The sequence below is a fragment of the Jeotgalicoccus huakuii genome, from assembly GCF_036665975.1.
Taxonomy (GTDB): domain Bacteria; phylum Bacillota; class Bacilli; order Staphylococcales; family Salinicoccaceae; genus Jeotgalicoccus; species Jeotgalicoccus marinus.
Genome location: NZ_JAVIYN010000005.1, coordinates 17,839 through 39,551, shown reverse-complemented (window position 1 = coordinate 39,551; position 21,713 = coordinate 17,839). Strand labels below are relative to the sequence as shown.

Genomic DNA, 21,713 nt, shown 5'->3' with positions numbered 1-21,713 from the left:
TATTTTTATATCTATTTTAAAAAAATATTGATTTTTATACTTGCCAAATCAAAAATTAGTTGATAGTATGATAATCAAATTAACAGAAGATTAGTAACATATACCGATTTTTAAGAGAGCCGGTGGTGGTGAGAACCGGTAAATCGCATGTGCGAATGGACTTCTGGAGTAATAACAAAATTTATTAAATTTTATAACTAAACGAGTGGATCGATTCTATCGGTCAATATAGGTGGCACCGCGGCTCTCCGTCCTTAATATTATATATTAAGTGCGGAGAGCTTTTTTGTTTTAATTAAATATTAGCAGTTGGATATAGTAGCAGTAATTTGTTGTTAACAGCGAACCGGGATGGTGGAAACCGGGAACAAGACTTACTGACGAAGTGGAATCTAAACAATACTGTTCGGGTCATGCCGTTATCCATTAGAGTGAAGCATAGCTTCAATTGAGGTGGTACCACGGTGTTAATCGTCCTCCATGACTTTGTCATGGGGGACTTTTTTAATTTAAGGAGGAAGTAAAAATGACAATGATAACTACAGCATTAAACAAAGTATCAGCAAAAAGAGACTTAACATATGACGAAATGTATCAATTATTCACAGAAATTCTCGATGAGAAAGTTTCAGATGAAGCACTAAGACAATTCATTGTAGCCTTAAGTGAGAAAGGTGAAACGGAAGATGAAATCACAGCAATTGCAGAGGTATTGATAAGTCATGCAAATGATATTCCGGACTTTAACGGACAGGCAATGGACAATTGTGGTACTGGTGGAGATCGCTCGGAGAGCTTTAATATTTCAACCACGTCAGCCTTTGTACTCGCGAGCGCCGGAGTCACTATTGCCAAACATGGTAACAAGAGCATAACAAGTAAAACAGGTAGTTCGGATGTACTTAGACAACTTGGTGTTGATTTGAATTTCGACAGCGAAAGAGTGGCGAGTGAGTTAAATGATATCGGTATTTCATTCCTAAGTGCACCGCATGTACACCCCAAGATGAAACAGATTATGAAAGTAAGATCAATGATCAAGACACCAACAGTATTTAACTTCATTGGTCCATGTATTAGTCCCATTAATCTCAGTTATCAGTTTTTAGGTGTATATGACCGAAATAAATTGATGACAATTGCTAAAGTACTCCATCGTCTAGGTAGAAAAAATGCAGTTGTGATTAACGGTGCAGGAAATATGGATGAAGCAACCTTACTAGGGAAGAATCACCTTGTATTCTTAAGAGATGGCGCCTTTAAAGAAGTAGAACTCGACCCAAGAGATTATGGACTGACACTATGTTCAAAAGACGATATCAAAGGTGGCGATGGTGAGGAGAATAAAGAGATTCTAATCAATATCCTAAACAATAAAGGTACAAAAGCTCAGACAGAAACCATTACCTTAAATGCAGGCATTGCACTCTATGTAGCAGAAAAAGTTGAGTCGATCGACGAAGGCATTGAGTTAGCAAATGAAATTATAAAAAGTGGCAAAGCATATCAAACACTTGAAGCAGTTAGAAAAAATCACGAGGTGTTAGTGTAATGACAATTTTAGACACATTAGTCGATGTGAAAAAGAAAGCCTTGAAAGAATTTCCAGAACATGTAGAAATAATTAAAAGAGAAAAACCAGTAGACTTTGTGAACGTACTTAAAATTCAAGATGATATCGCTCTAATAGCAGAAGTTAAACGTGCTTCACCTTCAAAAGGTGAAATCAATACATCAATGAATCCAATAGAACAAGCACAAAGTTATGTTGAAGGTGGAGCTGATGCCATCAGTGTTTTAACGGAAAGTGAATACTTTAAAGGCACCTACGATGATATGTATGAAATTTCAAAAGTGATTCAAAAGCCAATTCTTAATAAGGACTTTGTTATCGATAAGCGTCAAATTTCAACTGCTTATAACAATGGTGCTGATATAATTCTCCTCATTGTCAAAATTCTCGATGATGCAAGTTTACAGACACTCTATGATTATGCAAAATCCTTAGATCTTAGTGTCATTGTTGAAGTACATGATGAATCAGAGCTTCAACGTGCACTTAAAATTTCACCAGAAATTATTGGTATTAACAACAGGGATTTAAAAACATTTAAAGTTGATATCAACAATTCTAAAAATTTGATTGCTAAAAGTGGACGTAAGGATACTCATTTTATTGCTGAGAGCGGTATACAAAATGGAAAAGATTCAAGCGCAATGTTAGAGGCCGGCGCAAGTGGTATTTTAGTCGGGGAGTCTCTAATGAAAGCAGATAATATTGTGGACAAGGTCAGAGAACTAAAAAGGGGGCAAACTTAGTGAAAGTTAAAATATGTGGCATTAAAAATACAGAAGAGGCTCTAGCTATAACTGAGGCTGGAGCAGATTTTATAGGTATGGTATTTGCCCCGAGTAAGCGACAAATTGATTTTGAAACAGCCAAATCGATCACATCAGCTTTAAAAAGTTATTCAACTAAAACAGTGGGTGTGTTTGTGAATCCGACTGAAGAAGAGCTTAAGCTAGCTTTAGCAAGTGGATTGGATTATATACAATTTCATGGTGATGAATCAGTTGATTTGGTACAAAAATACAAAGAGAGAGCAATCAAAGCATTTCCATCTGATTCCGTAATCACTTATAAAGAAAAATTTTCTTATCCAGCTGATTATATTTTAATCGATAGTCCACGTAAGACCTACTACGGTGGAAGTGGGGTGGCCTTTGATTGGTCAAGCTTACCTCAAGCTGAAATAGACAAAAACAGGTTTGCACTCGCAGGTGGCTTAAATCCAGGCAATATCAAAGCGGCAATTAAAGCAGCAAGACCCACATTGGTAGATGTTTCAAGTGGTGTCGAAACAAATGGTGAGAAAGATTTAAGAAAAGTAAAAGAATTTATAAATAATATAAGAGGTGTAGAAAATGAATGAAGTTATAAAAGAAATCAAGGGTAAGTTTGGTCAGTTCGGTGGGGCCTACGTCGCAGAGTCACTTGTTGCAACACTAGAAGAATTGGAAGCTGCTTATGAAAAGGCCAAACAAGATCCAGACTTCCAAAAGGAATTTGACTATTTAATGAAGGAATATGTAGGACGAGAAAACCCACTATACTATGCTGAGCGCTTAACTGAAAAACTAGGTGGCGCAAAAATATATTTAAAAAGGGAAGACTTAAATCATACTGGCGCACATAAGATTAACAATGCAATCGGACAAGGTCTTTTGACTAAATACATGGGGAAAACAAAAGTCATTGCAGAAACTGGTGCGGGTCAACACGGCGTTGCCACTGCAACAATTGCAGCACTATTAGGCTTAGAATGTAAGGTGTTTATGGGTGCCAAAGACGCAGCGAGACAAGAATTGAATGTATTTAGAATGGAGTTACTTGGAGCAGAAGTCATCAAGGTAGAACAAGGGACGAAGACCTTAAAGGATGCTGTCAATGAAGCTATGCGTTACTGGGTACAACATATGGAAGATACGCATTACGTCATTGGATCAGCCTTAGGGCCACACCCATTCCCAGAAATTGTCCGTGACTTCCAAAGTATTATTTCTAAAGAAGCAAGAGAACAAATCTTAGAAAAAGAAGGTCGTTTACCAAACAAAGTCATTGCCTGTATCGGTGGAGGCAGTAACGCAATTGGCATGTTTACGAACTTTATCGAAGATGAGGTAGTTGAAATTATCGGTGTAGAAGCTGCGGGTAAAGGGATTGACACAGATGAAACTGCGGCTGCAATTAACAAGGGCTCAGTCGGCATTGCACACGGTGCAAAAATGCATATGTTACAGGATGACAACGGCCAACTCCTAGGCACACATTCCATTTCTGCAGGGCTAGACTACCCAGGAATCGGTCCTGAACACAGCTATTTGCATGAGATAGGTCGAGCTAAATATGAATACGCCAATGATCAAGAAGCATTAAATGCATTCCAGGAGTTATCACGAACTGAAGGGATTATTCCTGCTCTAGAAAGTTCCCATGCTTTAGCATATGTGATTAGAGTTGCCCCAACTTTACCTAAAGATGAAATTATTGTTGTTAACTTATCAGGTCGAGGGGATAAGGATGTACAACTCGTTAAAGACGCCTTAGAAGGGATGAATAAAAATGACTAAGCATCAAATAAGAGATACTTTTAAACAGCTTGATATGGATGGTAATAAAGCTTTTATTGCTTATTTAATGGCTGGAGATGGTGGCTTAGATCAACTATTAAATCAAATTCAAATCCTCGAAGATTCTGGTGTGGATCTAATTGAGATTGGTGTGCCTTTTTCTGATCCAGCTGCAGATGGCCCGGTCATTCAAGATGCAGGACTGCGTGCATTGGAACGCAATGTTAGTTTAAAGGATATTTTGAACAAGCTAAGTGAAATCAAGGATGAAATTCATATTCCATATGTACTGATGACTTATTACAACCCAATATTTAAATATGGCCTTGAAGCTTTTAAAGAAGATGCAGTTGCAGCAGGTGTAAGTGGATTGATTGTTCCTGACTTACCGTTAGATGAAGAAGCTGAACTTAAATCCGCACTTGTTGACTCCGACTTAGCGATTATCAGGCTAGTAACATTGACTACGTCGGACGAGCGATTGAAAAAGATTGCTTCAGAGGCAGAAGGTTTTATATATGCAGTAGCTGTCAATGGTATAACTGGAAAAAGAGCGGGCTATAGTCAAGAAGTATATGATAATCTTGAAAGAATCAAGAAATATGCCACAATTCCTGTTTGTTCTGGCTTTGGTATATCTAATAAAGAGAATGCAAAGGCCTTAGGCGGGTACTGTGATGGTGTCATTGTCGGTTCAAAAATTGTAGAACTTCTGCATAATAAAAAGGGAGAAGAGATTAAGGATTTAATTCCTGAAAAGTATATTTCAAGTGTAAAATAGAGAAAAAATATGAATATAAATGCTATAATAAAGCAAAATAATTTAATACCAAGACTAAGAGACTATATATTATATATAGTCTCTTAGTCTTTAAAATGGAGATTTGAACGTGAACGATATTATAGAACTTTTAACGACAGAACAAGGTATTGAAAGACTATTTGATCAATTTGAACAGCTTGGTATTCTTTTTGGTTTTCTTCTTGTCATGCTTGAGGCATTTTTACCATTTTTACCGTTAGTTGTTATTGTCATTTTAACTATAAATTCATATGGTGTTGTAGTTGGTTTCTTAGTCAGCTATACGGCATCCGTAGTCGGTTCCTATCTGGTCTTTTTAATCGTTAGACATATCTTTAGGGAACCTGCTCAAAACTATATTGAAAAGCATGATCGTTTGAATAAGATGCTTAAGTTTGTGGATGATAGGGGCTTTAGCTTCTTATTTATATTGCTGTGCTTACCGTTCACACCTTCGTCTATTGTCAACGTAATCACTGCTTTATCTAACATTAGAAGAGATGTATACTTATATATATTATTAGCAGCAAAATTTATAATGATTTTATCGATGACATTGGTCGGTTACGATGTAACCTCGTTCTTTGATTCACCAGTGAAACTTATAATTTCATTAGCCTTTCTTGTAGTGCTCTATGTACTATCAAAATGGTATCAAAAGTATCTAGAGAAAAAAATTAATAAAGAGAAAAAGGAAAAATAAGAGGTGGCATCAGTGTTAAAAGAAATACGTGAATGGTTAATTGCTATAGCTATCGCCCTTGTCGTGGTTGTTGTGATACGAATGTTCTTATTCACTACTTACTCAGTAGATGGCTTAAGTATGGATCCTACTTTTGAAGAAGGAGACAGGGTAATTGTAAATAAATTTATCTATGATATTGCTGATGTAGAAAGAGACGACATTGTAGTCTTCGATTCTCATAATGATGCAGCCTACGTTAAACGTATTATTGGTGTACCCGGTGATAATGTCGAAATGAGAGATAGAGTAGTCTACGTTAATGGTGAACCTATTGAGGAAGACTATGTTGTCCATCAAGGCGAGACATATATGGATAATTTTACGCTTGAGTCACTTGGAGTAGAAGAAGAAACGATACCAGAAGGGCAGTATTTAGTGCTCGGTGATAATCGACCGATTAGCCGTGATTCTAGAGATTTTGGACTGATTACTGAAGAAGATATCATCGGCGAAGTTCAATTAAGATTTTGGCCATTTAATGAAATAGCAATTGATTTTTAAGTCGAATCTAAGAAAAGGAGATATTAGTTTAACTAATATCTCCTTTATTTAAAGTGAGGTATGGTTCTATGACGATAACAATATGGACAGGTACAAGTGGTACAGGTAAAACGAATACTATGTTTGAAGAGATTTATAAGAAAACAAAAGATGAGCCACTAGGATCTTCAATTTATATTATTACCCCAACTCAAAATACACTGACATATGAACAATTGATTGCCAGACAAGAAGATGGTCTGGCTGGCGGAAGTATGCGTACAGGTGTCTTCAGTTTTTCAAGATTGATGTGGCACGTATATAATGAGCTTGGCCAACCGACGAAAAATGTCTTGTCTGAAGCAGGACACATTATGCTGATTCATAAGCTGATGAATGATATAAAGGATAAACTAAAGTATTATCATACTTCACAAGGCTACATAAAATTTTCTGAGAAAGTGTTAGATCAAATTACTGAATTTAAGGCCTATAACATAGAACCAAAACATCTCTTAGACTTAAAATTTTCAAAAGGTAGAACGACAGAAAAGTATGAGGACTTAGCAATTATTTATCAGCGTTGGCAAGAGGAAATTGAATCATATAAAGTTGAAGACTTAAATATGATTCCGCATTTTATTGATCGTATAAGAGAGGCGAATAGTTTAAGAACACTTAAGGATGCTGTAATTTATATTGACGGTTTTCATAACTTTACAGAAAGTGAGTTTGCCCTTATTTATGCGCTTGAACAAGAAGTGGGAGAAATCAATCTCTTACTAACTCACAGAAAGTCTGATGGATATCAAGGTTTAGTAGATATCGATTTGTTTAGAAAAACTGAAGCGGTAATCAGTCGATTGCAGGAATTGTTTGGGGAAAATTACTTGAACTTCAGACATTTTAATCAGGAGTTTTTGCGTGCAAAAAATTCTGGATTAAGTCAATTAGAATCATTTATAACAACGGGTCAACCGATGACAAATTATGATGGTATTACGATTACTGAGTCACCTTCACCAGAAGAGGAAATAAGAGAAGTCGCAAGAAATATAGAAACCCTAGTTAGAGACAATAGAGCGACATATGCTGATATCGGTATCCTGTACCGTGATCAATCTTATGAAAATAATTTCAAGTCTATTTTTAAACAGTTTAATATTGCCTATCACATGGATATGGATCATTTTATGCATTGCAATCCTTTTACAGAATTGGTCATTGCCTTATTAGATTGCTATCAGAGTAGATTTCAAAGGTCTGCCTTTATTAATGTCTTAAAGACAGGATATTTAAATAGAACAATACATGATGAAATGCTTGTCATGCACCTTGAAAATATCATTATAGAACGTGGACTTACTGGCAGTGAGCTCTTTGACGATAAGCGTTTTACAATTGAATATAAACTGGGTATTGAAGGTGACATCGAAACTGTAGATAATACAGAAGCTTTGAGTGAGATGATTCAATATAAGAATAGTAAACTTCACCAGTTACAACGGTTGTTCAATCAACTTGATCAAGGTGAGACTGCACAGGATTTTGTAGAAACGATTTATCGGTATATTGTAGATGAAGGCATAGGAGAAAAAGTTGCAACTGAAATAAAAGAATTAACGGATACCAATATTCGACTCGCTAATGAAACGGAGCAAGCCTATAATTTATTTATTCGATTATTGGATGATAGTTACACCGTTTTTAAAGATGAAAAAATTGATTTCAGTCTTTTTTACGATACTTTTACAGAAGGCTTAAAACGAGCGACTTTCAATACACGACCAGCTGCTGTAGATCAGGTGATTATCGGACTACTAGATCTTGCTAAAGTTGAAAATAAAAAATATGTTTTTATAGTGGGCATGAACTACAACGTTATGCCACAAGAGTCTAGAAATACAGCCATCGTTACAGATGATGAAAAAGAAGTGCTAGAAGACAGAGGCATTATACTTTCTCCGAGTGCACGTACGCTTAGTCGTGATGAGAAATTTGTCTTTTACATGGGAATAAGTCAGCCGACGGACCACCTCTTTATTAGCTGGTCGACGACTTTACAAAATAAAGAAGTAACCAAATTAAGTCCCTTTGTTGAAGCATTTTTACCAACGGATGAAAGTCAGGTATTAAATTATAACTATAGAAAGACTGCCCACTATGAACTTCACAATACACTTGGCCTAATTTCGAGTGTAAGAAGTATGGAAGCCCTCGAACATCATAAATTGAGAACCTTGATGACTTATGATTTAGAAGAATTTACAAGATTAGCTCGCTTACCACAGTACAATAACTTTATAGGTGTCTATCATTTGCTGAAAAATAAAACAAATCATACGGTATTAAACCGTCTTAACCGAAACTTAACTTATTTAAATAGAGCTGAAGGTATTAGGAAAGAAACGGCCGTTAAATTATATGGTGATGAGATGAGAGCAAGTGTATCTAGATTCCAGTCCTATTTCTCTTGTCATTTCCAGCATTTCTCTAATTACGGAATGAAGCTGAATGTGAGACAAAATTATACTGTTAGACCATTAGAAATAGGGAACCTTTACCACAATGCATTAGAGCAAATTACAAAGCGTTTAGATATGACTTTAAAACATGACGATGAAGTGATTAAGAAAGCAGTAGTCAATTCGGTTGATAATGTTTTACGTACCATTTCCTACGGTATTTTTGAACGCTCAGAATATTTCTTATCGTTAAAAGAAAAAGCAATCTCTGCCATTACGACAACCTTGATGTTTATGAAGGATTTAGAGTATCTAGGCGATTATCAAATCAGCTTAATCGAAGCAACATTTGGAAAAAAATCAGATGATCTCGGGGAATTAGTCTTAGAAAGCGAAAACGGTAAAAAAATATACTTGAGAGGTAAAATCGACCGAGTTGATACTTACAATAATGCTTCAAATGTCTATGTTAATATCATTGACTATAAGTCTAGTGAGCGGAAGTTGAAAAAAGAAGATGTGTTAAATGGTGTCGAGCTACAAATTATTACTTATATGTATGTCCTTATGAATCGTGCAAAAAATAAACTCGGTGGAGACATCGTACCTAATGCAATGATGTTCTACCATGTGAATGAACCTAAGGTGAGAGTAGACGATGAAGAAGAGGCATTGAAACTAAAACAAAATAAACTTAGACCGGATGGTTTATTTGTTATCGATGGTAATGATCTTAGCAGTAATACTGGTATGGATCATATGATAGAAGAAGAAAAACTCAGTGAGTATCTACCATTAAAATTAAAGAAAGATGGTAGTTTAGACAAAAATTCAGCGAAAAGGACAATGTCATCAGAGATGTTTGCACATTACTCTAACTTTGTAATGGAGCAATTTAAAACGGCAACTGATGATATTTATAGTGGACGAACACTTGCGAATCCTCTTGAACATAACAACAGGTTACCTTGTGCTTTTTGTGATTTTAAAGCGGCTTGTCACATCGATAAATTAATCAATGAACATGATTACAGAAAAAATAAAATTACAGATGAAGATATTGAAGCGTTTGAAAGCGAGGTAAACAATGGTTAATTTTACTGAGGCACAACTTGCTGCCATTGAGGCCACAGGTTCAGATATATTAGTATCGGCTGCAGCAGGTAGTGGTAAAACTGCGGTGCTTGTAGAACGTATTAAAAGAAATATTATCAGTGGAAATTACTCTATTGATGAGGTTTTTGTATCCACTTTTACCAATAAGAGTGCAAAAGACATGAAAGATAAAATCGAGCGTGCCTTGAGAGCGATCTATAACGAGACGAAGGAAACAAGAATTAATGAAGAAATCATTAAATTAAATGATTCTCATATTTCAACCTTGCACAGTTTTTGTTTGCACTTGATTCAAACGCACTATAATGCGATTGGATTACCACCTGATATGCGTACACTTGGTCAAGTAGAAGCAGAAATAAAGCTAGACAGTGTCATCAGTGAAGTACTTGAGCAATTTTATACAAATAAGGATCAGGACTTCTTACATCTGGATCAATTTGTGTCGAGCCTAAAAGATAATACTGAGCTTCACAAGTTGATTATACGTCTATATAATACGGCGATAGCGACTGAAGACCCTAAATTATTTCTCGACAGTTTAAAGGATCAATATATAAACGAAGACCGTCTAAATGAAATACTCGATGCGTATAAAGCAATTAATTATAGAAAATTAAAGAAATTGGATGAAGATTTAAGCCTGTTGAAAGTCGAGTATGATCATATTGAGCGACCTGAAGAATTAAAGGAAAAAGCGATTAAAGACGCATATGATAATTTAGACATCATGCAGAAGAATGTTGTTAATGCGCTAGCTTCATTTCATGACAACGGACAATTTTCCTTAGCTGAAGTAAAGCTATCCAATGGTAGGAATGCTTTTATAAAAGCGGCTAATGCAGAAAATAATGATTTTATAGAAAAATATAATAAACCGGTTAATGATGCCTACCAAGAACTATATAACCAAAAAGCCTACAGCTTAAGTGATGTAAGGGAAGAATTATCACCTTTAAATGGCATGAATAACCAACTCCTTAAAATAACAGAGTCCGTTATTGATAACTATAAAAGAAGAAAACAACAGGCAAGTGAAATGGACTTTAATGATTATGAACATTTTGCTTTAGATATCCTCCTTGCAAATAATGGTGAAGTACAGCAGGAGTATAGAGATAAGTTTAAAGAAGTGATGATTGATGAGTACCAGGACATCAACCGTGTGCAAGAAGCGATTATTCAACTCTTAAAATCGGGAGATGAAGCGAATGGCAACCTATTTATGGTAGGGGATGTCAAACAGTCTATTTATCGTTTTAGACAAGCTGCCCCTGATTTATTCATAGATAAAAGTCATCGTTTTAAAAAAGGCGAGGCTGGTCAACTCATCCAATTAAATCGAAATTTCAGGTCCCGTCAAGAAGTACTCGATGTGACTAATCTCATATTTGAAAATATTATGGATGAGACAATTGGAGAAATTGATTATACCGATGAAGAAAAACTGATCAAGGGAACTGATGAAGTTGGGGATGAATCTAAGGTTGAAGTCCTACCCATCATCACGCCGAAGGAAACCACAGCAGATGAAGCGGATGAAATAGAGATTAAAGAATTAGTGGGTTTGGTTAACCGACTATACAATGACGGGGTGCCTTATGGAGATATCGTTATATTAAATCGCAACCGTTTTTCACCAGATAAAATCCGCTACGAATTTCAAAAGGCAGAAATACCAATTAGTGTTGATGTGAATAAAGGTTATTTTGAAACGTTTGAAATCATGACAATGAGAAGTATCTTGTCACTCTTAGATAATCCCTTACAAGACGATCATCTAATGGGTGTTTTAAGATTGCCAATGTTTGGTTTTAATGAAGAAGCTCTGGCAAGAATACGAGCAAATTCTGATGAAAAGTATTTATACGAAGCCCTTTTAGAATTTAATGAAGATGAAGCAATCGTTCGAAGAATTGAAGACTTCTTAAGTACTTATGACGAATTAAAAGCACATTCTAAGTTTCTAAGTGTTTCGGAACTCATAGACGAAATATATTTTGAGTTAAACATTGTTGAGTTTTTCAGTGGTCTCCCTGGAGGGAAGACAAGACAGGCGAATCTAAATGGTTTAATCGAAAAAGCTTTGGAATTCGAAGCGATGAACAACTCAAACCTCTATCAATTTATTTCTTACATTGATTACTTAATCAAGGAAAATAAAGATTTTGGTGAAGAATCGTTAAGTGAAAGTGTAGATGATTCTGTAAGAGTCATGACAGTCCACAGTTCTAAAGGATTAGAGTTTAAACATGTCATCTATGCTGATTTAAAACAGCAATACACAATGGACGCAGTTTCTAAAATCCTAGTGCATGCAAAACTAGGTGTGGTCTTTAATCAATTTAAACCAGACATCAACTTAACTAGTGAAAGCATTCATGCTTTTGTGGCAAATGAATATTTGAAACTAGAGCAACTCAGTGAAGAGCTTCGATTGATTTATGTAGCACTAACACGTGCTGAGGAGAAGCTCTATCTTCCGCTGGTGTATAAGGATGACATTAATCTCCAATATACATTTGACCAGCGTAAAAAACCTTCAGTTGAAGTTCGGTCAACTCTTAAGTCTACTCAGGACTTCATTGCACCGATTTTACTTGAAAGTCAACATGATGCAATTGATATCAAGGAAGTAAGCGAGCAATCTGAAGAGAGTAAAGACCCACGTCAGTTCGCAGATTTAGAAGATATAAAGGCGCTCATTCCTGATATTAACCCTGAAGTCGCTGATCGCTTGTTTTATACTTATCCAAATCAACAAGACACTGAAATTGCAGCAAAGGAATCTGTGACTTCTATAAAGAGAAGAAATGAGACGATTCCGGATATGGCGACTGATGTTAGTCATACACATGAGCCGTCCTTAAAGGTGCCCAATTTCTTAGCATCCTCCGTGGAAGCGCCGATATTCGGGACAATTATGCATGAGATGATGATGAGAATTATGAATCAATGGCAGAGTTTAAGTGTAATGAATGAACAGGAAAAAGCGGACTTTATTGATATTTTAATTGATAATTACGTGGTGAATTACGAGCAATTAAGTGATCTACACATTAGTAAGCTTAAAGAAAATGCAGTGAAGTTTTTTAATGATGACTATATGGTAAACTTATTAAATCAGCAAAACGGGATATACACTGAGCTACCATTTATTATGAATCAAGAAGCAATTTTATACGGTGAACACGATGATCAATTGGTTCAAGGGATCATTGACTGTCTCCTAGTATTCGAAGATCATTACATCATTATTGACTATAAGACAGACCGGGTGAATGGTACACAGTTAAGCCCAGAAGACTTAAGAGATAGGTACAAGACACAAATGGACATCTATAAAAAGTCTGCAGAAGTTGTATTGAATAAACCTGTAGATGCGGTCCTATACTTTTTTGATTATGGAGCGATTTCACTTGAAACATACAAATAACACAATTTACTTTACAGCGGGCATAGCGATTTTCTCACTATTTCTTTATAGCGGCTTGTACTTTATGTTGCCTTTAAATGATATCAATCCATTTGAGTACTTTTTCGGAGCAGATTTAAATATCTACAATATCATTAACATATTTACAGGCGGGTCAGTGATACCTTTAATCGCACTTATTGTTGGATATATCTTAAGTAAATATCAAACTGTAGAAAAAAGGCAAATTGCTAAATACTTAGCGATCATTTTAGGCATTATTGGTCTATCATCTGTATTAATTTTTCCATTTGATAATATGCTATTTCTAGTATTAATGACTTTTGTTTCATTGATTTTTGTCGGTCGCCCTTGGGTGATAACATTTGCAGCAGGTATTGCACTTTTCGCTGTACACTTACTTCTCAATGTTGTCTTGGAAATCACTAGAGGACTCAATTCAAATATTCAACACGTCTATTCTGGTATACAACAAGTTAATGAGTACATCAGCATCTATAGAAGTAGTGACTACTTGGCTATTATTAATCAAAATATAGATTATTTAACAGGTGATATAACAGGCACTATTATATTAATGTTGTTCATGATTTTACCGTGGCTTTTAATTGGTGTTGGACTACATCAACTTAGCCTAGAAACTTTTATGAAAGACAGCCCATACCTCAGTGGCGCAATGGTAATTGTATTGTTAACTGGAGGCATTTTGACAAAGCTCATTCAGATTTTACTCCTAGGTAATATTACTGGTGAGACGCTCGGGGAAGGATTTGGAGGGCCAGTACTCGCCCTTGGCTACTTCTTATTACTAATGTATGCCGGTTCACATGTACCAAAGGCTATTTTCAAAGGCTTCGTCAATCTAGGGCGCCAGTCCTTAAGTGCCTACATTCTTTTCAATGTGTTGATGATGTTTATCTTTTTTGGATTTGGCTTAGCACTATATGGACAAATATCAGTCCAGGTATTGTTATTCATTGTCCTCGGTTTGTACTGCTTGATACTGTTGCTCTTAAACTTTTTAAGTATTAGAAAGCTTAAGTTAATAGAAGCAATTTTCAGATAAAAATATCGATTCACAAGAATAAATAAATGTTTTTTGTTATACTGAATTAAACCAAACAAAGGAGCTTGTCCAATGAAATTTTTAACTTTTGAGTACAAAGAAAAGAATTATTATGGTGTTAAAGTAAAACGTGAAGATAGTGCATGGATTCTTCCGCTACTATTTGAAGATTTTAGTGATGTTAAAGATTATCCACGTACATTATTGGAAGGAATTACTGAATACCATACATTGGATTTCCAAGAATTAGTGAGAAAATTAGTCGAAAGTGCTGAAGTATCAGAGAATGCTGATCAATATAAAGCACCATTTGATGAAATTAATATATTAGCACCAGTTAAGCCACCAAATAATACAATTAGTTTTGGACGTAATTTTAAAGAACATGCAGAAGAGCTAAATAATGAAGTAGAACTATATGTATTTACTAAAGCGAACTCTAGCCTAGTCGGTGATGAAGCGACAATCTCATCATTTAGCGATATTACTTCAGAATTAGACTATGAAGGTGAACTTGGTGTTGTGATTGGTAAATCAGGACGTAATATTGATCGCTCTATGGCTTATGACTACGTTTATGGATATACAATTGTTAATGACATCTCTGCAAGAGACCTTCAAAAATCTCACAAGCAGGCTTTCTTATCTAAAAGTCTAGCAACACCGATGGGTCCATACATTGTTACTAAAGATGAAATTCCTAATGCAATGGATGCTCAAATCGTAACGAAAGTTAACGATGAGATTCGTCAGGATGGTAGTACAGCACTTATGGTTAGAAAAATTGACGACCTAATTAGTGAACTATCTAAATACGTTACTTTAGAACCTGGTGATGTTATTGCTACAGGTACACCAGCCGGTGTAGGGGCAGGAATGGACCCTAAAGGCTTTGTTAAATCAGGTGATACAGTACGTGTTTCAATCGATGGAATTGGAACATTAACGACACACATTGAATAATCATTCATGTTATAATATGCCATGGGTAAATTTTAAATAAGAGGTGGGCGAATTATGCTACATTTACACTTAACAGCCATTGTCATATCTGCTGTTTTGTTCCTTGTTGTGTTCTTCATGTATAAGGCAAACAATTCACCAGACAACAAACCGGCAAAAATTTTGCACATGGTAGCTAGATTGTTTTATGTTATCGTACTGATTTCAGGTCTAGTCGTTTACATTAGCAACATGGAAGGTATCTCTAATATGGATGGTCATATGCAGTACGGTATTAAAGCACTCCTAGGACTTCTATCTATTGGATTTATGGAAATGGCAATTGTTAGATTGAAAAAAAGTGCGACAGTATGGCCAATGGTTGTTGCTTTAATTCTCATTATTGCAACAGTCATTATGGGAGCGACATTACCACTAGGTATATTAAGCTTCTAAAACTAAGCTGGGAACCGGTTGGTTTCCAGCTTTTTTAAATATTTTTATGGACAATTCGTGAAAGAAAGAAAATTTGAAGTGAATTTTAGTATACTTAGCACTATAAGATAAAAAGGTAGGATATTATATGAAAAGAATGATTGCAATCTTGTTTACTGTCTTAGCTTTGTTCTTTACGATGGTAAATCCATCGTCTGCTGAAGAGCAAGCTGAAGAAAAAATCTATATGATTCCAGTCGACAGGTTCTTAAACAATGACAAATCGAATGATATTGGTGTTCAAGAAGACCCTGACAATGACCAACCATTTGGTGGTGATTTCGTCGGTATAGAAGATCATTTAGAATACATAAAAGATATGGGCTTTAATACAATCATGTTATCTCCCGTTACAGAACGTGCTGAAGATGACTATTTAGGCTATGACGTCACATCCTATGACACGATTTCTGAAGCTTATGGTGGAGCAGAAGCATTTCAGGATTTTATTGATTCAGTACATAATCAGGATATGAAAATCGTTGTAGACATGCCAACGACAGCAACTGAGGACTATACAGCACTGGAAAATCCAGCATTCAATGACATTGAAACAGCATATTACGAAGACATCGACCGTGATATTATTGATCTAAATGTTGCTGATAACCAGAGTCAATATAAAGATATGGTGCAAAAATTCGTTGATACTTATGATGTAGATGGTATTAGTATGTTCTTAAACCAGGATGGATTAAATGGAAATGATTTTCTTCCAGATAATATACCGTCTTATGGCATTTTAACGCTAGATGGCATGACAGCTGAAGGTTTCGATCACGTGTCTCATAATGAATTCAGATCAAGCATTGCGAATGCACTTGGTGGTGTAGATATTGGGATACCAGAGTTTCCAACTGACAATGAATTAGTACTAGCAGATCACTGGTTCTCAGAACGTTTTACACATCATGCTGCGAGTCACAATATGTTCCCAGGAACAAGAGTCCAACAGCTAGCAAACTATTTATATGGTTATCAAGGTGCAAGTGCCATGACTTATGGAACAGAAGTTGCATTTAATGGTGATTCTTACCCGGAAATTCACCCGCAGATGGACCTATGGACAGATAAAGAAGTTGTAGAATATTTAGAGAACATTAGTATGATATATGACAGACATCAAGTAATGGCTTCAGGTGAAACAGAAACTTTACTTAATGAAGCAGGGCAATATATTGTAAGATACGAAACAAACGATGTAGATTTCGTCTTTAATATGAATAATACTTCTGAGACACAGAGTAACAGTTTTACACAGACGGCGAGTGAAGAAGGTAAAGTCTATAGTGGAATGTTAATAGGTGATATGATTCGCCCACATGAAGGGGAATTTATTACAGTATTAGATAGAGAAGAAACTGAACTGTATTCAATCATCGAAGAGGCAGGCTTTAACAATGGATATCTTTATGCAAGTATTTTAATCTTCGGCTTATTTGCAATCTTTGTTTGGGTAGCAGCCTCACGCTCTAAGAAACGAAAGAATAGCAAGTTTTAAAACAAAAAGTAGTTAGATATTGACCTCGGTGATTAACCGAGGTCTTTTCGTATGGAGATGTTTAAAAATGTATCGAAACGGAAATATTATATAGTGGATATCAGATAAGTTACTTAGTCATCTTTTAGCAAGATATTATAAGGAGATGAGATTTTGACTATAAATGAAAAAGGATTTGTACTCAATGACAAGACGGTTTGGCCGTATGTTGGTCTAGGTACAATTGGCTTAGTTGGAGATAAGGGAACGTTCGAAATTCTTAATGCACTTAATAGTGGTTTCCGTTTACTCGACACTTCAACAAACTATAACAACGAAGGTATTGTTGGGGAAGCGGTTAGACGTTCTAGATTACACCGTGAAGAAATATTAGTGAGCTCAAAATTACCAGGTTCACACCACGACTACGATAAGGCGTTTATCTTTCTTCAAGAATCGTTGAGACGTGCTGGATTAGAGTACTTTGATAAGTATTTAATTCATTGGCCAAATCCAGATGATGGCAAATACGTTGAAGCATGGAAGGCACTTGTAGATGCTCAGAAACAAGGCTTAATTAGAACCATTGGTGTATCTAACTTTGAACCAGATCACCTGGATGATATTATCAATGCAACGGGTGTGACTCCAGCTACGAATCAGGTGGAACGTCATCCTTATTTCAATAATAAACGCATGGTAGAAGAGAATAAAAAACGAGGCATTCTAACAGAAGCATGGAGTCCATTTGGCAGAGGATATCTAAACGATGTGCTTGAAAATGAAACCATCAAAGAAATTGCAGCTAAATATGATAAGACACCTGCTCAAATTATTATCAATTGGAACTATCAAGCGGGTGTTATGGCCATACCGAAATCAGCTGATCCAGTGCATCAGAAAGAAAATATTGAGGCGACTGAATTTGACTTAAGCCAAGAAGATATAGAAAAAATTGATGCGCTTGATAAAGGTGAGGACGGCCGTGTCGAAGGCCAAGATCCTTATGAATATCATGAGTATGTATAAACAAATTCAAAGAAAAATATAGTAAAAAATATCCATCCTCTCAGGATGGATATTTTTATTGAGCTTCATTTGCTTTAGCAATCGCCTTATAACCGACCATATTAATGACGTCTTTTGGACTAGAGAACGGGGGAGCGTATGCTATTTCTATATTAATTAAGTCAAAGACATTTCCACCTAAACGTATATGTGTTGCAAGTACATCAATACGTTTATCGACACCTTCTGTACCGACAATGGCTGCTCTTAAAATCTGATGTGTTTCTTTATGGAAGTAGACTCTGATATCAATAGGTTTCGCTGTAGACATATAGCCTGACTTATTTTTTTGTTTTTGGTCGACAACTAGGTGTGGGAATTTCATGACTTCTTTTTCACTAAGGCCTGTTGATGCAATGGCATAGTCAAAAAACTTTACAATATTTGTACCAAGTAAACCTTCGTGCACTATATTATCATCACCTGCGATTTGATTGGCAATTATGTGTGCCAGGCGATGCGCTGGCCAAGCCAGTAATGATTGAACTTTCACATCTGGTACATGCTGGTAAACTGTTTCAATCACATCTCCAAGTGCATAGACATTGTCCAGGTTCGTTCGGCCTTTTGAATCGATTGGGATCAGACCCTTATCAGTTAGATTTATGCCAGAACCTTTAAGGAATGCTGTATTAGGCTGTGTACCAATACCGCTAATAATCAATGGCGCATGGATTTCTTCACCATTGTTAAGTGTCAAGGTTTCACCTTCGACACTTTTAATTTCAGCATTAAGTTTGAGATCAATTTGGTGATCTTCCATCGCTTGATGTATGACATGATTCATGTCAGCTTCAATCTTTTTATAAATTCGTTCATCATGTTGTAACATCGTTACCTTAATGCCGCGTTCACTTAAGTTTTCCGTTACTTCGAGCCCAATATAACCAGAACCGACAAGTACAGCTTCTTTAATATTATATTTGTCAATGTAAGCCATGATGGCATCTAGGTCTTGTATCTTATGAAGTGGGAAACTTTGAGGTACATCTTTTAAGGCGGGTAGGACTTTCGGGCTACCACCTGGTGATAAGATTAAATAATCATAGTTGACCGTCTTATAGTCATTATTATTTTTATCAAATACGGTTAAAGTGTTGTTATCAGAATCAACTTTTGTTACTTCATGGTTAATTAACACTTTGATATCTTTATCTAGAAATTTCTCTGGTGTCATGTTAATAAGGCTTTTCCTAGATTTTACTTCACCGCTAATGTGATAGGGCATTCCACATGCCCCGTAACTTATTTCATTATTTCGTTCATAAATTGTAATATCAGCCTTTGGATCAAGTCGTCGGAGCTGAGAGGCTACAGTGGCACCACCTGCGACCCCACCGACAACAGCAATTTTTACCATAACTTAGCGCCCGTCTTGAAAGTAGAATAAGGCGACGGTGCCAGCCCCAGTATGAGAACTAATTGTCGGTCCGATACTAGAAATCTTAACTTCTGTTATATCTGTATTTTCTAGAATTTGTGCTTTTAATAACTCTGCATTTTCTTTGGCATCAGCATGAGTAATGTGAGCGAGTCCGGTTGCACGTTCATTTTTTACGAGTTCTGTCATACGTCTAAATACCTTTTTAAGTCCACGGTGTTTTTCAACAGGTACTAATTGACCGTTTTCTACGTGTAGAAGGGGTTTAATATTTAATAAGCCACCTAAAAATGCTGACCCTTTCGATAAACGTCCACCCTTGGCTAAGTAATTTAAGTCATCAACTGTAAACAAGTGTCTGATCATAGCGACATCTGTTTCAATATTTTTAATGATTTTATCTTTGTCGTCACCGTTTTTAATATAAGATGCTGCACGTTCGACTAGCATTCCGAGCCCATAGCTTGCAGCAGATGAATCAATCAATGTGATATCAGCTTCAGGATATTGTTCTAGGATGTTATCACGTGCAATGACTGAACTTTGGAATGCCCCGGAAAGTTCACTTGAAAAGCCAAGGTATATGATTGGTGTACCTTCTTTTACATATGCCTCAAACAACTCAAAATAACTTTCGGGATTTGGTTGACTTGTTAATGGTCTTTTACCTTCCTTGATTGCTGTGATGACTTCATCACTAGTTATCTCGAGTTGGTCTAGGTAGCTTTTGTCGTCGAGTTGAATCTTCAAAGGGAGCACTTCAATGTCTAACTCCTTGGCACGTTCTAAGCTTAAATCTGAGCAACTATCAATAAATAATTTCATAGATAACCCTCCCTATGGTTTAAGACGGAGATCGAAAAATTCATTAAGGAAATGTCCAATACCGTCATTGTTATTGTTATATTCTGTAATATATTTAGACACATTTTTGATATCGTCGATACCATTCTTCATTGCGACACCATGTTCAACATACTGTAGCATTTCAGTGTCGTTGTCTTCATCTCCAAAAGCGATTGTTCTACTTTGTGGAATTCCCAAATACTCTCTGGCGTAATCCACACCAACCGCCTTATTAATACCTTTTTTGATTATTTCTAAGACAGGATAAGGCGCACCCCAGCGACGTTGTTCGATTACTTCAGCAAATAACTCATCTAGAGTCTTACGAATATGAGGCATTTCACTCTCTTCTGCCTGAACAAGAATAGAAGTAACGTCCTCTGTAACTGTATCTTGAAGTTCGCCAACACTTATTTTAGGGTTGCCCATGGTGAAGGCGTCGAATAGGACGCTATCGTGATAGTGGATATAAATATTATCTTTAATTTCAGCGACAATATTTTTAATATTTAATTCAGGAACTTTTTTAGCAATTTCTTTTGTAACTTCCTTATCCAATGTTTCATGCATGATTTGGAAGTCAAAATCTGTAGGATGGTGGACGAAAGCACCGTTAAAGTTTACAACAGGTGTCGTCATTTTTAATTCTTTATAGTAGGGTACACTGGCACGATACGGACGGCCAGTTGAAATCATTAGCTCATGGCCCTGTTGTTTCAACGTTGTCAGCACTTTCTTTGTGTAAGGACTGATATTCTTCTCATCAGTTAAAAGTGTGCCGTCTAAGTCTAAACAAATTAAATGCTTATCCATATAAATCTCCCTTTTGTCAGTATGTAAGAATAATGTTTCTTCTCAATAATAGCATTTATATTTATCGAATGTATAATTTTTGGTATAGTAAGTATTACATATACTAGGTGAGGAGTGATTATGTTGGATAAAGCAATGGAAGAAAGCATGTACGGTGCGCTAGAGAATGTCATTGACCCGGAACTCGGTATAGATATTGTAAACTTAGGCTTAGTTTATGGTGTAAACCTAGATGACGAAGGTACAGCAGGTGTTGAAATGACTTTAACTTCAATGGGTTGCCCAATGGGACCACAAATTATTGGTCAAGTTGAGCACGTACTTTCAGAACTACCTGAGGTAAATGATGTTCAAGTTGCTATCGTATGGAATCCACCATGGGACAAAGACAAGATGAGTCGTTACGCTAAAATTGCACTTGGTGTAAGCTAATATAAATAATAAGCT

At 36.1% G+C, this 21,713-nt stretch carries 18 protein-coding genes and 1 other annotated feature; of the genes, 15 read left to right on the top strand and 3 right to left on the bottom strand.

All coding sequences use genetic code 11. The features are described from left to right. The first annotated feature begins 70 nt into the window (after positions 1-70). Positions 71-259: a binding site (T-box leader), on the top strand. Between the two features lie 267 nt (positions 260-526). The 14 genes from trpD (at position 527) to V6E76_RS03710 (ending at position 18,187) form a co-directional block, all read left to right on the top strand. Next, positions 527-1,552 carry an anthranilate phosphoribosyltransferase gene (gene trpD, locus V6E76_RS03775; protein ID WP_247350267.1) on the top strand — a complete coding sequence of 342 codons (1,026 nt, stop codon included), beginning with the start codon at positions 527-529 and terminating at the stop codon, positions 1,550-1,552. Continuing rightward, positions 1,552-2,319, top strand: a complete 768-nt coding sequence (gene trpC / locus V6E76_RS03770; RefSeq protein WP_247350271.1) for an indole-3-glycerol phosphate synthase TrpC — start codon at positions 1,552-1,554, stop codon at positions 2,317-2,319. Before trpD ends, trpC begins: the two co-directional genes overlap by 1 nt. Then, on the top strand, positions 2,319-2,933 hold the full coding sequence (locus tag V6E76_RS03765; RefSeq protein WP_247350274.1) for a phosphoribosylanthranilate isomerase: 615 nt from the start codon (positions 2,319-2,321) through the stop codon (positions 2,931-2,933). Before trpC ends, V6E76_RS03765 begins: the two co-directional genes overlap by 1 nt. Continuing rightward, positions 2,926-4,131, top strand: a complete 1,206-nt coding sequence (gene trpB / locus V6E76_RS03760) for a tryptophan synthase subunit beta (RefSeq protein ID WP_247350276.1) — start codon at positions 2,926-2,928, stop codon at positions 4,129-4,131. The genes V6E76_RS03765 and trpB overlap by 8 nt, the downstream gene beginning before the upstream one ends. Then, entirely contained in the window at positions 4,124-4,912 is a 789-nt protein-coding gene (gene trpA, locus V6E76_RS03755) for a tryptophan synthase subunit alpha (RefSeq protein ID WP_247350290.1), read from the top strand. The genes trpB and trpA overlap by 8 nt, the downstream gene beginning before the upstream one ends. 109 nt (positions 4,913-5,021) lie before the next feature. Next, positions 5,022-5,636 (top strand): TVP38/TMEM64 family protein, encoded by a 615-nt coding sequence (locus V6E76_RS03750; protein WP_247350292.1) that lies wholly within the window; start codon positions 5,022-5,024, stop codon positions 5,634-5,636. A gap of 12 nt (positions 5,637-5,648) precedes the next feature. Then, complete coding sequence (lepB, locus tag V6E76_RS03745; protein ID WP_026867387.1) at positions 5,649-6,179, top strand: signal peptidase I; 531 nt, start codon at positions 5,649-5,651, stop codon at positions 6,177-6,179. A 68-nt stretch (positions 6,180-6,247) separates the two neighbouring features. Continuing rightward, on the top strand, positions 6,248-9,718 hold the full coding sequence (locus tag V6E76_RS03740) for a helicase-exonuclease subunit AddB family protein (protein ID WP_247350295.1): 3,471 nt from the start codon (positions 6,248-6,250) through the stop codon (positions 9,716-9,718). After that, positions 9,711-13,175: a helicase-exonuclease AddAB subunit AddA gene (gene addA, locus V6E76_RS03735; RefSeq protein WP_247350314.1), complete on the top strand. Its 3,465-nt coding sequence runs from the start codon at positions 9,711-9,713 to the stop codon at positions 13,173-13,175. The genes V6E76_RS03740 and addA overlap by 8 nt, the downstream gene beginning before the upstream one ends. Further along, positions 13,159-14,241 (top strand): DUF418 domain-containing protein, encoded by a 1,083-nt coding sequence (locus V6E76_RS03730; protein WP_247350318.1) that lies wholly within the window; start codon positions 13,159-13,161, stop codon positions 14,239-14,241. The genes addA and V6E76_RS03730 overlap by 17 nt, the downstream gene beginning before the upstream one ends. Positions 14,242-14,313: 72 nt before the next feature. Further along, positions 14,314-15,204: a fumarylacetoacetate hydrolase family protein gene (locus V6E76_RS03725; RefSeq protein ID WP_247350320.1), complete on the top strand. Its 891-nt coding sequence runs from the start codon at positions 14,314-14,316 to the stop codon at positions 15,202-15,204. Positions 15,205-15,258: 54 nt separating this feature from the next. Then, positions 15,259-15,639, top strand: coding sequence for a DUF1516 family protein (locus tag V6E76_RS03720; protein ID WP_247350323.1), 381 nt, complete (start codon positions 15,259-15,261; stop codon positions 15,637-15,639). A gap of 127 nt (positions 15,640-15,766) precedes the next feature. Continuing rightward, positions 15,767-17,179, top strand: coding sequence for an alpha-amylase family glycosyl hydrolase (locus V6E76_RS03715; RefSeq protein ID WP_247350340.1), 1,413 nt, complete (start codon positions 15,767-15,769; stop codon positions 17,177-17,179). Positions 17,180-17,332: 153 nt separating this feature from the next. Beyond that, entirely contained in the window at positions 17,333-18,187 is an 855-nt protein-coding gene (locus tag V6E76_RS03710) for an aldo/keto reductase (protein ID WP_247350343.1), read from the top strand. Between the two features lie 55 nt (positions 18,188-18,242). Here the strand turns inward: V6E76_RS03710 and V6E76_RS03705 are convergent, their stop codons facing one another. From V6E76_RS03705 to V6E76_RS03695, 3 genes are read right to left on the bottom strand one after another with little or no spacing between them, the layout of a single operon-like run. Further along, positions 18,243-19,586, bottom strand: coding sequence for a CoA-disulfide reductase (locus V6E76_RS03705; RefSeq protein ID WP_247350346.1), 1,344 nt, complete (start codon positions 19,584-19,586; stop codon positions 18,243-18,245). 3 nt (positions 19,587-19,589) lie between these two features. Continuing rightward, positions 19,590-20,432 (bottom strand): DegV family protein, encoded by an 843-nt coding sequence (locus V6E76_RS03700; protein ID WP_198687907.1) that lies wholly within the window; start codon positions 20,430-20,432, stop codon positions 19,590-19,592. Positions 20,433-20,444: 12 nt separating this feature from the next. After that, a complete protein-coding gene (locus V6E76_RS03695; RefSeq protein ID WP_026867397.1) occupies positions 20,445-21,266 on the bottom strand; it encodes a Cof-type HAD-IIB family hydrolase in 822 nt (273 codons plus the stop codon). 135 nt (positions 21,267-21,401) lie between these two features. Here V6E76_RS03695 and V6E76_RS03690 point away from each other — a divergent pair, with 135 nt between their 5' ends. Next, positions 21,402-21,698: a metal-sulfur cluster assembly factor gene (locus tag V6E76_RS03690; protein WP_370545418.1), complete on the top strand. Its 297-nt coding sequence runs from the start codon at positions 21,402-21,404 to the stop codon at positions 21,696-21,698. Positions 21,699-21,713: the final 15 nt, after the last annotated feature.

Coding starts and splice junctions, on each gene's coding strand:
- trpD (WP_247350267.1), top strand. CDS start 527: ATGACAATGATAACTACAGCATTAAACAAAGTATCAGCAAAAAGAGAC.
- trpC (WP_247350271.1), top strand. CDS start 1,552: ATGACAATTTTAGACACATTAGTCGATGTGAAAAAGAAAGCCTTGAAA.
- trpB (WP_247350276.1), top strand. CDS start 2,926: ATGAATGAAGTTATAAAAGAAATCAAGGGTAAGTTTGGTCAGTTCGGT.
- trpA (WP_247350290.1), top strand. CDS start 4,124: ATGACTAAGCATCAAATAAGAGATACTTTTAAACAGCTTGATATGGAT.
- V6E76_RS03740 (WP_247350295.1), top strand. CDS start 6,248: ATGACGATAACAATATGGACAGGTACAAGTGGTACAGGTAAAACGAAT.
- addA (WP_247350314.1), top strand. CDS start 9,711: ATGGTTAATTTTACTGAGGCACAACTTGCTGCCATTGAGGCCACAGGT.
- V6E76_RS03725 (WP_247350320.1), top strand. CDS start 14,314: ATGAAATTTTTAACTTTTGAGTACAAAGAAAAGAATTATTATGGTGTT.
- V6E76_RS03720 (WP_247350323.1), top strand. CDS start 15,259: ATGCTACATTTACACTTAACAGCCATTGTCATATCTGCTGTTTTGTTC.
- V6E76_RS03715 (WP_247350340.1), top strand. CDS start 15,767: ATGAAAAGAATGATTGCAATCTTGTTTACTGTCTTAGCTTTGTTCTTT.
- V6E76_RS03705 (WP_247350346.1), bottom strand. CDS start 19,586: ATGGTAAAAATTGCTGTTGTCGGTGGGGTCGCAGGTGGTGCCACTGTA.
- V6E76_RS03700 (WP_198687907.1), bottom strand. CDS start 20,432: ATGAAATTATTTATTGATAGTTGCTCAGATTTAAGCTTAGAACGTGCC.
- V6E76_RS03695 (WP_026867397.1), bottom strand. CDS start 21,266: ATGGATAAGCATTTAATTTGTTTAGACTTAGACGGCACACTTTTAACT.
- V6E76_RS03690 (WP_370545418.1), top strand. CDS start 21,402: ATGGAAGAAAGCATGTACGGTGCGCTAGAGAATGTCATTGACCCGGAA.